Below are 12,134 nucleotides of genomic sequence, written 5' to 3' on the forward strand. Positions count from 1 at the left end.
CGACCAATCCGATCGAGCGCCTCAACGGCGAGATCAAGCGGCGGACTGAGGTGGTTGGCATCTCCCAAATGAAGATGCCATCGTCCACCTCGTCGGGGCAATCCTGCTCGAGCAGAACGACGAGTGGACGGTCCAGCGCGGCCGCTACATGACAGTGGAAACGATCGCCCCGTTGGGCGATGATCCCGCCGTCACCTTCCCGGCAATCGCCAGCTGACCGATCCGGCCCATGCCGGCGAATGCGGTGACCCGCACTCAGCTACACCACGCCAGGGGACATGATCCCCAACGACAGAGGCGGGTGACAATTCGGTTGTCAGGCGCATTGGGCGTAGCGACCGAGAAGATGGCGATGAATTTCTTGAAGGAGTGAAACAGAGCGGTTCTACGGGATCATCGCCATCCAATACGTATGATAAAGAGAATTGATGCGGTAAGATTTCCGACAACCTGTGCCGAGCCGAACGCGCCAGTCCCGGTTCCTACTCACGTGCATCCCCGGCGCCTAAAATGTATTACGAAGGTCACGAAGGGGGAGGTTCGCGTAACGCGCAGCGCCTTGCGATCAGCGCCCTCAGGATTACTTACTTTGGCACGATACCTGCTCATACTCTCGTCAGAGCTTTTTCGCACATCGCTTGTGTTATACAAGCGCACGGCGGCGGAGTGAAGATGGGAGACGGTTGCTTAAATGGACGACGCTGGATCGAACTACTCCATAATCAAAGTGCCAGTCACGCGGCTGAGGCCCACCGAAGAAATTGATATTGAACGAGCTAGACTGCTCGCAGAGGCAATCGAGGAGGAGGGTAGGTGGACGGAGCCGATCTTACTTGAAAGCAGCCATTCTGTGATCATGGACGGTCACCATCGCCATTTCTGTGCGATCAGACTCTGTTTGGCCGTCGTTCCATGCGTCCTGCTTTCCTATGACGACCCCAACTTGGAAGTAACGTATTGGGCCACCGGGGCACCGGTTAGGGTGGGGCGTATTCTCAAAGCTGGCCTTTCAGGTGATCTGATGAAATACAAGACCACACGACATCGGCTACATGTCCGACTGCCATCTTGCTCGGTCAACCTCGAAGAGTTGAGACGACGATCACTGAATCAGCTGATGGCTCAAAATGGATTGAAATGATTGGCCTTAGTTGCTCAAGAAATTAGTGAATCTACATCGCGCATCGAGCGAAGTTAGCGCTGACTGACTGGCAAATAGCTGCTTCGCAGAGGGGATCGACCTGTCTCACGCCGGGTGGTGGTGGTGGATCCTCAGTTAGTAGCCGATGTCCTTCTGATGGCCGCCTGGCGAGGCGGCAAGCCGCAGGCACTGTTGCACCACTCCGACCACGGCAGTCAGTACACCACGAGCAGTTCCAGCGGTTGATGGCCGACCATGTAGCGAACCGGAGACGATGCAAGGGCCGATGGGTTCGACTACATCGAAAGATTTTACAACACGATCCGCAGGCACTCAACCATCCGCTACCTCAGCCCGATTGAGTTCGAGCGCGAGGTGGGGCTAGCTTAAGCTGGTGTCCATCAAACTGGCAGCAGCTCATCTCGCGTCACGCGGTCAAAAAGCGTCCTCCAATGAAGAGCCCTTGCATAGCATTTGGCTCTCGAAATCGCGCCATCGACCACGAGTTCTGCGCTCTCGGCAGCACCGGCGTTGATGTAGGTCTCGTCCTCGCTTTCGTGCTCGGAGGGGTGCCCGCAACTTTGTCATGGTTGGCAATTTGTGATGCGCGCCTTCGCTAGTGCACCGCTACGTTCACACCTTGCTGCGTTCGGAATGTTGGCGGCGCAGGCAGAACTAGACCTGGCACGTTGAAATTGAACGGGAGAATGGGCGACAAGCTCTCACCTGGCGAGGCACGAGGAATACCCATCGTGGGAAAATGCCAGACAATCATTTGTTGGGTTTGTCGACTCCGCGACATAGTGCGATCAGCCTCGCGTTTTGCGACCACTCAGGCAAGCCGTTGAAATTGGTAAGTATAAATGGACTTTCAATGCTATTGGGCAATTGGCACGAGTTTTGAGAGTCTCCCGTCAGAATGCCCAGGAGCTACCAACGATCTTCAGGTCGTGCGCGAAATATCATTTTCTCTCTTTTCCCCAAAGGGCTGGAACGGTGGCTGATAGGAGACTTAGTATGCACGCGGCGCTGAAAAGCTTGTCACATTTTGATTACGCGGAGGTCGCCCATCTTAAGGTAGAGCCCGAGCAAGAAGACTTTGTGGACTCTCTGGATTCTGTTTTTTCAGAACTTCGAAATAGCCCACGGCCCGGCCTTGAGCACGCCTTCTCAATCGTCGCCAGCGATGAGATCGTCGGCTTTTTTGTTCTCCGTGAAGGGGCGGCCTTGCCAGAATGGGCTCCCGTAAACGTCATGACTTTGCACACCCTTTGCGTGGACCGAGCACACCAGGGCAATGGATACGGTAGAGCAGCGATTAAACTTGCTGCTCGATGGGTCTCTACAAACCGTCCAAATGTTAACAGTCTCATGCTTGGCGTCAATGTACGCAATGTGACAGCCAGAGCTGTTTATCTGAAGTCCGGGTTTCGGGATACGGGCGCGACTCACTACGGCCCAAGCGGCACACAAAACATTCTTGAACATAAGATTGGTTTGGGAGCATAAGTGTGATCTTTGTGTTCTTTTTGGCCCTGGTGGTGGTGCCTTCGCGGCACCGAAATCTGAACGAGCCTACGTTGCTGTCGCCCCTGGCGGACATTGACTGCTTGGATGAGGACGTTCTCAGCAGCAGATTGCGGATCTTCGCGCGCGACGGAAGCTACTGACTAGAACTCGCCAATCGCAGTCGCAGTTGAGTCATCTCGAAACAACCACCCCCGGTCCGCTGCCGTGGAGCCGCAAAGGGGGCCGCTCATTACGGAAGCAGAGGCATGCTATGCTGCACAAGACCATAACCCAATTGATCGGGCAGACGCCGGTAATGTCGATTGACATTCCGAACCGGGCCACGCGTTTGATGCTAAAAATCGAAAAAAACAATCCCGGCGGCTCGATGAAGGACCGCATGGCGCGAAGCATGGTTGTGGCTGCGCTCAAGGATGGGCGCCTCGCTCCAGGCGGCACCATCGTGGAATCCTCTTCTGGCAATACCGGTGTAGGCTTGGCTCTCTCCGCGTTGGACTTTGGCCTCCACTTGATCGCCGTGGTCGACCACCATGCGGCACCCGACAAAGTCCGGATGATGCAGGCGCTCGGCGCCGAGATCCGCTACGTTAAAGGTGAGTTTGCGGACAACGAAGTGGCCGTTGTCGAGAGGCAGCGCCTAGCGGCAGAGCTCGCCGCAGATCTTAGCGGCGCGCTATTCATGAACCAATCTGACAATCCCGCAAATCCGGAAGGCTATGCCGCTCTCGTCGAAGAACTGATCTCGCAACTTCCCAATGGCATCGACGCGTTTGTCGGATGCGTTGGGACCGGCGGGTCCATGACCGGTATTGCGCAAAGGCTCAAGCGCCATAATGCGACCGTGCGCACGATCGCCGTCGAGCCGGCGGGATCCATCATTTTTGGAAAACCCGCGCATCCCTATTACCAGTCGGGCACTGGCATGCCGGCGGGTGACGCGGTCGGCAAAGTCCTTGACTATGGATGCATCGATCAGGGCGTACAGGTGACCGATACTCAAGCTTTCGAGACCGCGCGTTACATCGCTCGGCGCAAAGGACTTTTAGTCGGTGGGTCTTCCGGCGGAGCTATCTACAAAGCGCTGGAATTCATCGCCGCCGGCAAGCTCACCGGTACGGTCGTAACAGTGGTCGCCGATGGGGGTGAGAGATACTTGAGTACGATTTTCGACGAGGACTGGATGGCTAAGCGCAGCTTGCTCGATCCAACGATTGCAGCCCAGCTGGACAAGTGGCTCTCCGGAGAGGAGATCGCGACCTGTGGCTGAAGATGGTGACCGCCTGCATCACTTCACTTTTTCGCCCGTTCGCCGACGGCCGACACCGAGGAGATCGGCCGAGAATTGACGGGTTTTCCGTTAGGCGCAACCATCATCAGGTATGACTGATCTTCGTCGCTGTTGATACGGCTAGCTACTTACGGAAACTACTGATGGACGAGAGCCGTGGCATCAATCGTCCTGCTTCCATTCTCGTCGAAACTGTTCGAAGGAAAGGTGGTACGAATGCAGCTGGCAAGGTTGCAATCAACTCAGGCTACAGCAAAAGCGTATCGCTGCGCTTTGCATAATTGACCGAGGTCCAGATGGGCTGTGGTCGCACTGGCGACGTCTTTAGCTTCGAGTTCGCAGGACAGTCACCGAAGACTATCGTATTGTAGAGCTCGCTCGGTGGGTAACGCCTGCTAATGTACAAAAGTTATCCGCCAGCGTTGCTCGCCAGATTGTAAGCGTAGCGCCGAGGCACTTCAAATTGTTTGTGCGGACTCTTGTGAGCACCGTGCATCTTCCGCAACGGTGCTCACAAGGGAGTCTCCCTTGGGTGAGGGGCCCCCTTGTCAAGTTAGTACGAGTGCTGTGTACAGCGCTTATGGACAGCAATAAGTTCAGTGCTCACATTGAACAGTTCGAGGGTCGAGACTAGCCGTCGCCGTCGCTGTACCGCTGATCAGACACTAACATCGTTCTGGAGAGTTTGCAGGCACCGCGCGCGGTCTCGCCGACAGCACGTCGATACGGCATCTCGCGCTCACTCCTGTTGACTTGGCGACGATCGTTTGGGACGCGGACGAGCAATACTGAACGACCTCAGCCAACCTTTGTGCCCGCGATGGTTATGCCGAACAAACCGCCTTGCCGCGGCTAAGACAACGAAGGTGGCCTCGTTCACGCGCAAGGGGCCATCGCTGCAGCCGTTCCGGGGCCATCTGCGGCGCGATTGGGTGCTCGTGCCCGGACATGTGGCGTGTGCCTGCTGCGGCGGAGCGAGATTATCCAAGCTCTGCAGGACATCACCAACACGCTGGAGGTGATGCCGAAATCTTGCAAGGTGATCCAGCACGTGCGGGAAAAGTTCAGCTGCCGTATTGCGAGAAGATCAGCCACGTGCCGGCGCCGTTCCACGTCATCGCCCGTGGCTGGGCCGGCCCCAGCTTGCTGCGATGGTGCTGTTCGAGAAGTTCGGCCAGCACCAGCCGCTGAACCGGCAGGCCGAACGTTATGCCGGCATAGCCCGCCAGATACGCCTGGGGATGCTCGCCCCTACGGTCGCGGGAGTAGTAGAACATCGCCGCCGGCGGCCGGGCGCCGCTAAACGGCCGATCGTCACGACGTAGATCCAGCACCGTGCCGTATCGGTCTTGTCCTTAGCCAGCACCGGCCCCGTCGGGTGAGTAGGCCGGAAGGATTTCACCTCGAGCCTCTCGCAGAACCGGGCGTGAGACTCTCGCCTCACACGGCTCCCATCAGGCAAGCTTGCCGCCATCGCCAAGTTGCCAATGCACAAAGAGCCTGCGGCTCTCACGCGCGATCTTCTCCAGGAAGAGACGCGCGCGTCCTAAGCGGTGATGGAAGCGCTTGTATTTTCGTTTCAATCAGATAGCCAACGTCTGGTTGATATAGCGCGCCAAAGGATAGAGCGCCGAACGCGTGTATTGCCCATAATGAAGATCCTCCCTAACATCGGGTTTAGTTCGCGGGCAATATCGTCCAACGTCACCTCGGTTCGGTTGCGAAATTTCAAGCCGCGGATCTCGCTCGGATGGCGTTCAGCGCTGTTTTTCTGACCGCCGGAGTGAACCCGCAGAACATCCTCTGCGAACGCGGCCCCAGGACCGATCGCGGTCGGAAGCAATAACCGAGAAAGTTATAACCGTCTCGCTTTTGCTCCGGCGTCGGTTGTCCTTGCAGTAGACGATCCTCATCTTCGTAGGATGCAGTTCCAGGCGGCACTCCGCCAACGCTGCCTGGAGCGCTTCGTGAACGCTTTGCGCCTCCATCTCATTCCGACAATGTACCAACCCGTCATCTCATACCGACACCACCTGAGATCGGGGAACATCCGTGCCATCCAGAGATCAAATGATAGTGCATGAAGGGGTTGGCGAGGATCGGGCTCACCACGCCCCTTGTGGCGTACCGCGGCTTTGCTCGATATCATTCCATCCTCTTGCACCATCGGCACTGTCCACCATCTTTCAATGTAGAGCAGTGCCCATGCCCACGTCACATGCTTCCGGACGGCCCGCAGCAGAAGCTCGTGGTCGATATTGTCGAACAGTCCCTTGATGTCGAACTCCAGAACCCAATCGTACTTCAGCACCGCTGTCGCGTTACGCCTACGGCATCGAGAGCCGATTTACCGGGTCTGTAGCCGTAAGAATCCGCCAGAAAGATTACCTCGAGAGCCGGCTCAATTAGTTGTTTGACAGCCGTCTGTGCCACGCGGTCTGCCACAGTGGGCACCCCAGGATCCTTTGGCCCCCACTCTTCTTTGGAATGGATACGGCGCGAACAGGCGGCGGTAAGTAAGCGCCTGAGCTCATGCGATTCCAAATCTTGTAGAGATTGCTCTTCAAGTCGGACTCGAACTGCTCAATCCTCACTCCGTCGACACCGGCTGCGCCACCATTGGATCTCACCTGCAGATATGCTTCGTACACCTCTCTGTTGTCGATATTGAACGGTTTGCTCGGCTGGTTCACCGTTGTCCTCCTGTTGTCAGTTGCGCCAGTGGCCAGCCCTCCTGATCCGATCGCTTTGCTCCGGCCCCATTACGAGCCTTCGTCGCGAATACGGATCGGTCCGTCCCAGTGCTCCGCGTCGGTAATCTCGCCTCGCGGTCTTCTCCGCTTGCGCTTCTCCCTTTCCATCGGAGCGACTGGTTCCTGCAGTTCCTCGGCAGCGCCTGCATCCGATTCACGCCCCCTCAACGCCGCTCGCCGCCCGCCCGGTCATCAGGCTTCCGGCGGGCTCATTCCAGAGGGACGACACACCTCTGGTTTTGACGACGATTTCCACGTTACGACGGTTCATCGGCGGGTTCATTTTCATTCGTCTCTCGGACGCCTATCCGTTCGGGTATTCCCGACCGTTAGCTTCGACACTCACGACCGCGCCTCTTAAGCGAAGCCGCTTGAAGTGATTTGGGACCTACTCCTGAAAGTCGATCCCGAGGGGCCTACCCTCATCGCTGCCACAGCTTGTGCACACAGATTTTCAGATCATCTCGATCATCCTTTCCGTGTGCTTCTGCAGCACACTGTCATCCGCGTGGATGCGTTCGGCCGCGAAGACGTGGCTCCGGATCGCGTCAACCAGCGGCATCAGGGTTGCGGCGGAGGCGCCCACCCAATCTGTCAGCGTCGAGACATCGAGGTTGATGCCTTTCACGCTGGTAGTCGTCGCTCTGGCGATGAAGCGGCAGGTGCACGCCGTACTTGGCAAACAGAACATGGGCCAGCAACTTGCGCCCTGCACGACCGCGCGCAATCGGATGCGAGGGAGCCGGCGCCTGGTTGATCGCTTCGCAGGCCCGGCAGACGAGCTTCTCGCGCACGTGCTGGATCACCTTCCACCGGCGCGGAACGAGCTCCAGCGTCTCGGTCACGTCCTCGCCAATCTTGCCCAATCGGCTCCTGCCACAGCATGGGCAGATGGCAGGTACTGGATAGAGAATGCGCTCCCGCGGCAAATGCTCCGGCAGGGGCCGGCGGGCTCTCGCGACGCTCGAACGATGGCACCGCGATCTTCTCCTTGCCATTTGCGCCGCGGTCTCAGCTTGCAAGACGTTCTCTTCCAGATCGGCGAGCTTTAGCTCGAGCTGGTCCAGCAATGGGCCTCGCTCGGAGGATTGTCCTGCTCGTGCCGGAGCTTCTTGATCGTGAGTTTGAGCTTCTCGATCAGCAAGGTCCCCGCCTGGGCCTCGGCTTCCGCGGCCAACCGGGCCGCTCGCTCAGCACGTAGCATCACCTGCAGCCTGGTCACATCGTCGGGAAGAGAATCATCGGCGCCCATCGCCAACCAGAGAATCACAGACTCGGTCCCTCTCCGAACCGCTGATCCTGCTATCGATTCAAATCCCAGCGATCAGCCGGCCGCCTGCGGACGCAACGTGTGTTGCGGCATCCGCCAGTCGATGCCCCTCCAGCAGGTATCCAAGCGGGGCCGGGCTAATTGTCACCACACCATCAGCCGATGACGGCCACAGGAAGCGCCCGCGCTCCAGCCGCTTGGTGTAGAGCGAAATGACCAGTCCATCACGCCAAAGGATCTTGATCAGCTTGCCGCTTTTGCCACGGAACACATAGAGGTCGCCACCGTGCGGGTCTCGCGTGAACGCTTCCTGCACCAGCGAAGCCGGCGAGTTCATGCCGCGACGCATATCGGTATGGTCGGCCGCAAATCCACATCCGTACGCCCGAGGCAAGGGGATCACCGCAGGCATCCATCTGCCAGCGCCGCCACGGCGGCCTTCAGCGTGGCCGCCTCGACCGTACCCGTGATCCGCATCCGAGCCCCGGCAGCAAACTCGATCTCGATCGACCCGCCGCTGCTGGCCGCCGCGAATGGACAAGGCGTCGGCCCTGATTCCGCCACCACCATCGCCGGTACGAAGCCAGGTTGGGCGGCATCCTTCGGCTCAGGCTGAAACGACCGTCGGCATCGCAGCAACAATGAGCGCGAAAAGCCATACCGCTGCGCTGTTGCCGCAACCTGGCGTGGCGCCTGGACGATCTTCAGCTTCTCATCCTCGGACCAGCGCCGCCGCCGGCCCGTGTCCACACCTTAAGCCGTTCGACTTGGGCACTGCGCCTATCACTGTCCGTAAGGGCAGTACTCAACAACACGCCTCATTCGGCAAGGCGGCCTTCGCCGGCTTTCAATTACCCATAACTTTGACCACTCGGGCTGATCTGCTGATCGGCGAAAACTTGAATCGAAAGAATCACTTGTGATTCCTTTCTGAGCACCTGATTCGCGAGGGGTGATCTATGGGGCTGACATTAAGGGAATGATCGGCAAAAGGCTGTTTGCCGTCCTTGGAAGGTGAATGTTGGATTGATCGAGAGAGTAGTGGATGCGAGTTTAGGGACGCACGGCTCGGCGATAGATTCCGCAAACTGCTCACGCAGATTGGAAGCGCCGTGGGACAAAGCATTTCGCTCGTCTGCCAGGATTGGGCGAATACCAAGGCGGCCTACCGCTTCTTCTCTAACGACCGGGTCAGCGAAGTGGACATTCTGGCCGGACATTTCCGATCGACACGTGATCGTGCCGCCGCCACTAAAGGTCTCGTTCTTGTGCTGCACGATACAACCGAGTTCAGCTATCAACGGGAGAAGTCAGAAGCGATCGGCATCACCAAGAGCATAACAGTGGACGGATAAGGCAGGTCGCCTCAAATCGCACACGGTTTTCGGCATCCTGATGGATTCCAACCTCGCGGTTACTATCGAGGAGGTACCGCTGGAGTTGGTGGCCGTTAAGTTCTGGACCCGGAAGAAATTCAAAGGGACGGCAGCGCTTAAAAAGAGGATCAATCCGACCCGGATTCCCATCGAGAACAAGGAAAGCGTCCGGTGGTTGGAAAATCTCAAGCAGTCTACGCAACTCTTGGATCATCCGGGACGATGCATCCATAATGGTGATCGCGAGAGTGAGATCTACGAGCTCTTCTGCGCAGCACAGGAGATCGGAACTCATTTCCTGATCAGGACCTGCGTCGATCGCTTGGCTGGAGACGGGGATCACACGATCGCCGACGAATGGACGAGGTCGCCGTCAAAGGAGGGCTCCATCGCATAAGTCAGAGACAGCGACGGCGGTCCCGACCAGGCATTCTTGAGATCAGGTATCGCAAGATTCGCGTCCTATCGCCTATTGGAAAGCAGAAGCGCTATCCCGCTCTGACCCTGACGGTGATCCATGCCGAAGAGCGCGGGACGCCGAAAAACAGGAAGAAGATCGATTGGAAGCTGATCACCGACCTGCCTGTTGGTTCCCGCACCGACGCCATTGAGAAGCTGGAATGGTATGTTTTGAGATGGAAGATCGAGGTGTTCCACAAGATCCTCAAATCGGGCTGCAAAGCTGAGGAGCCGAAGCTCAGGACCGCCCAGCGCCTCACCATCTGATCTCGCTCTTTTGCATCCTGAGTTGGCGGGTCTTCTGGATAACGATGCTCAACCGTTCCGCCCCAGACGCGCCGCCAACCCTCGCGTTGACTGCGACTGAAATCGGCGTGCTCGATCGCCTCGTCAACGATAAACCAAAAGCAAGATGCAAAACGCTCTCGCACTATCTGATCAAGATTGCGCGGCTCGGCGGTTAGCTCATTACCTCGCCCGCGCCAGCGATCCGCCGCACGGCAATACGGTCATCGGCGCGGGCTGGCACGCATCACCGACATCGCGCTGGGCGTCATGGTCGGAGGAGAATTTGTGGGTAATTGAAAGCTTCACCGGAAGGATACCACGACTGTGCCGGTCCTGGCCAAAGGCGAGACCGATACTGGCCGCACCTCGGTCCATGTGCGCGACAACAAGCCTTTGGCGGGCGAGGCCCCACCGGGGCAGTATTTTATTACCTGCGCCATCGCGCCGATGCGGCCATGATGCGGCGCGCTCTGGACAAAGCTACCCTCCTCAGTCACGGCAGATTTGGCCGCTGCGATTCGATCCCAACTTAGTGCGCCTCCAGGAAGCGTGCGACTTCAGCCTTCCTGCTAAAGTCCGCCGGTGCAAGATGCGTGATTCGTCGGCCGAACGGCAGATGATCCTACATCAAATTTTGTATTTTGCATTGGTTCGTCAGAGTGGATGAACCTCGCGATTGATTGACATACCATTGGTTCGAACTGAACCGGTTTCGACAATCAACTGAGCACTCGCATCCGCGTCAACGAGACTCAATGGGGATGGCAAAGCCCGTCTTTACGCGGTCCATTACAACCATCGTTTTGAACCCCTTGATGTCCGAGCTCTCGTAGAAGAATCGACGCGTGAACTGTTCATAGTCCTCCATGGTACGGGCAGTAATGTAGAGAACAAAATCGGCGTCACCGGTAACGTAAAATCCGTTGACGACCTCAGATGACGATTTGATGGCCTTTTTGAATCTGTCAATGATGTCTGAACGCTCTCGCTCTAGGCTCACCAGCACAACCATCTGAATAGGCCTTCCAACCGCTCTAGCCGAAACGATGGAGACATCGGCTTCGATTATTCCGTCTGAACGGAGTCTTTTCAGTCGCCGCTGACACGCGGTAGCAGAAAGCCCGGCCAATTCGCCGATGACCTCCGAAGTCAGGCGGTTGTTCTTCTGGACGATCTCGAGGATGCGGGCGTCAATCCGGTCGTACTGCATGGTTAGCCTCCAGCCTTTATGTGCATTCCGTCGCAAAACGCTCATGCGTTACAGGAAATCATCCGAGCGACGCGATATGCGACGCAAACCTGTATCGGTTAACGAGTATCCTGAATGCATGAGCAACTTCAATAATGACCGTGTGGGACCCGGCAAATGGCGCTTCAAACTATCCCGCAAAAAGGTCCGCATTCAATCGCCCTGGCACTACGTAGCATCGACGATCCGGTCGTAGGGGTTAAAGGCGAGGACCTTCGAGTTCCGGTCAGTACCCGCATTGTGCAAACTGGAGAGGATGATCTGGCCCCATAGCTGACATGTGCGTTCAATCGCATCATGAACGACGCATTAGCGCGAGGCGGGGTGGCAGCGAGGCGTCACCGCTGACATCTCCGCATTCATAACCCGCGGCCGAGGTGGGGCGCATCCATCCCAAACCGCGACCCAAGAGGCCGTGACAAAACCTGGCGGTGCGCCTTCGCTTGCTGACCGCCCGACGTTGCTGGTGGCATTCAGGCCTTTATCGGCCTTCTTCGACAGGACGCAAGTGAGATTCATGGACTCCGACTCCTCGTTAGCGGCCACTTTCGTAGAAGTAGAGCGCACAGCGAGAATGACCGGCGTCCGCAATGGACCGTCAGCCCTCCAGCTAATCCAGCTCCAGCACCTCGTTGGAAGTTGTCTTCAATCAGCATTGGAAGGGCAAGCGGTTGAGCCCGAACGGACCCTGCGCTCCGGCGATTAGCCCGCGCCATTGCCAAGCGGCGAAGAAACACCGCGTCGGCGGCAGGCGGCCTCGACCGTGTTCCTGAGCAGGCA

At 57.6% G+C, this 12,134-nt stretch carries 11 protein-coding genes and 5 pseudogenes; 10 read left to right on the forward strand and 6 right to left on the reverse strand.

Annotated elements, in window-relative coordinates:
* The 6 genes and pseudogenes from XH81_RS04890 to XH81_RS04920 form a co-directional block, all read left to right on the forward strand.
* A pseudogene (locus XH81_RS04890) lies at positions 1–217 on the forward strand (transposase); the annotation flags it as partial.
* A 1,029-nt stretch (positions 218–1,246) separates the two neighbouring features.
* A pseudogene (locus XH81_RS04895) lies at positions 1,247–1,531 on the forward strand (IS3 family transposase); the annotation flags it as partial.
* A gap of 627 nt (positions 1,532–2,158) precedes the next feature.
* Entirely contained in the window at positions 2,159–2,650 is a 492-nt protein-coding gene (locus XH81_RS04900; RefSeq protein ID WP_271596030.1) for a GNAT family N-acetyltransferase, read from the forward strand.
* A gap of 271 nt (positions 2,651–2,921) precedes the next feature.
* Complete coding sequence (locus XH81_RS04905) at positions 2,922–3,938, forward strand: cysteine synthase family protein (RefSeq protein WP_271596031.1); 1,017 nt, start codon at positions 2,922–2,924, stop codon at positions 3,936–3,938.
* A gap of 164 nt (positions 3,939–4,102) precedes the next feature.
* Entirely contained in the window at positions 4,103–4,240 is a 138-nt protein-coding gene (locus XH81_RS04910) for a hypothetical protein (protein WP_271596032.1), read from the forward strand.
* 564 nt (positions 4,241–4,804) lie between these two features.
* Positions 4,805–5,218: pseudogene (locus tag XH81_RS04920) on the forward strand (IS66 family transposase zinc-finger binding domain-containing protein); the annotation flags it as partial.
* Here XH81_RS04920 and XH81_RS04925 read toward each other — a convergent pair.
* The 5 genes and pseudogenes from XH81_RS04925 to tnpA form a co-directional block, all read right to left on the reverse strand.
* Positions 5,168–5,334 (reverse strand): annotated as a pseudogene (locus XH81_RS04925) (IS66 family transposase); the annotation flags it as partial. The pseudogenes XH81_RS04920 and XH81_RS04925 sit on opposite strands and share 51 nt — an antisense overlap.
* A 1,532-nt stretch (positions 5,335–6,866) precedes the next feature.
* Complete coding sequence (locus XH81_RS04930) at positions 6,867–7,001, reverse strand: hypothetical protein (protein WP_271596034.1); 135 nt, start codon at positions 6,999–7,001, stop codon at positions 6,867–6,869.
* 201 nt (positions 7,002–7,202) lie between these two features.
* A pseudogene (locus tag XH81_RS04940) lies at positions 7,203–7,964 on the reverse strand (IS66 family transposase); the annotation flags it as partial.
* A gap of 58 nt (positions 7,965–8,022) precedes the next feature.
* Positions 8,023–8,394 carry an IS66 family insertion sequence element accessory protein TnpB gene (tnpB, locus tag XH81_RS04950; protein ID WP_442868198.1) on the reverse strand — a complete coding sequence of 124 codons (372 nt, stop codon included), beginning with the start codon at positions 8,392–8,394 and terminating at the stop codon, positions 8,023–8,025.
* Complete coding sequence (tnpA, locus tag XH81_RS04955) at positions 8,382–8,732, reverse strand: IS66-like element accessory protein TnpA (RefSeq protein ID WP_271596038.1); 351 nt, start codon at positions 8,730–8,732, stop codon at positions 8,382–8,384. The genes tnpB and tnpA overlap by 13 nt, the downstream gene beginning before the upstream one ends.
* 257 nt (positions 8,733–8,989) lie before the next feature.
* On the opposite strand from tnpA, the gene XH81_RS04960 reads away from it, so the two are divergent.
* The 4 genes from XH81_RS04960 to XH81_RS04975 all read left to right on the forward strand — a co-directional run bounded on the left by XH81_RS04960 (position 8,990) and on the right by XH81_RS04975 (position 10,281).
* Positions 8,990–9,337, forward strand: a complete 348-nt coding sequence (locus tag XH81_RS04960) for an IS4/Tn5 family transposase DNA-binding protein (RefSeq protein WP_271596039.1) — start codon at positions 8,990–8,992, stop codon at positions 9,335–9,337.
* Positions 9,338–9,377: 40 nt separating this feature from the next.
* On the forward strand, positions 9,378–9,755 hold the full coding sequence (locus XH81_RS04965; RefSeq protein WP_271596040.1) for a hypothetical protein: 378 nt from the start codon (positions 9,378–9,380) through the stop codon (positions 9,753–9,755).
* A 113-nt stretch (positions 9,756–9,868) separates the two neighbouring features.
* Positions 9,869–10,084 (forward strand): hypothetical protein, encoded by a 216-nt coding sequence (locus XH81_RS04970; RefSeq protein ID WP_271596041.1) that lies wholly within the window; start codon positions 9,869–9,871, stop codon positions 10,082–10,084.
* 44 nt (positions 10,085–10,128) lie between these two features.
* Positions 10,129–10,281 (forward strand): hypothetical protein, encoded by a 153-nt coding sequence (locus XH81_RS04975; protein ID WP_271596042.1) that lies wholly within the window; start codon positions 10,129–10,131, stop codon positions 10,279–10,281.
* A 566-nt stretch (positions 10,282–10,847) separates the two neighbouring features.
* On the opposite strand, the gene XH81_RS04980 is transcribed toward XH81_RS04975, so the two are convergent.
* Complete coding sequence (locus XH81_RS04980; RefSeq protein ID WP_271596043.1) at positions 10,848–11,315, reverse strand: Lrp/AsnC family transcriptional regulator; 468 nt, start codon at positions 11,313–11,315, stop codon at positions 10,848–10,850.
* Positions 11,316–12,134 lie beyond the last annotated feature (819 nt).

It is taken from the genome of Bradyrhizobium sp. CCBAU 25360 (assembly GCF_028128695.1).
Classification (GTDB): Bacteria; Pseudomonadota; Alphaproteobacteria; order Rhizobiales; family Xanthobacteraceae; genus Bradyrhizobium; species Bradyrhizobium ottawaense.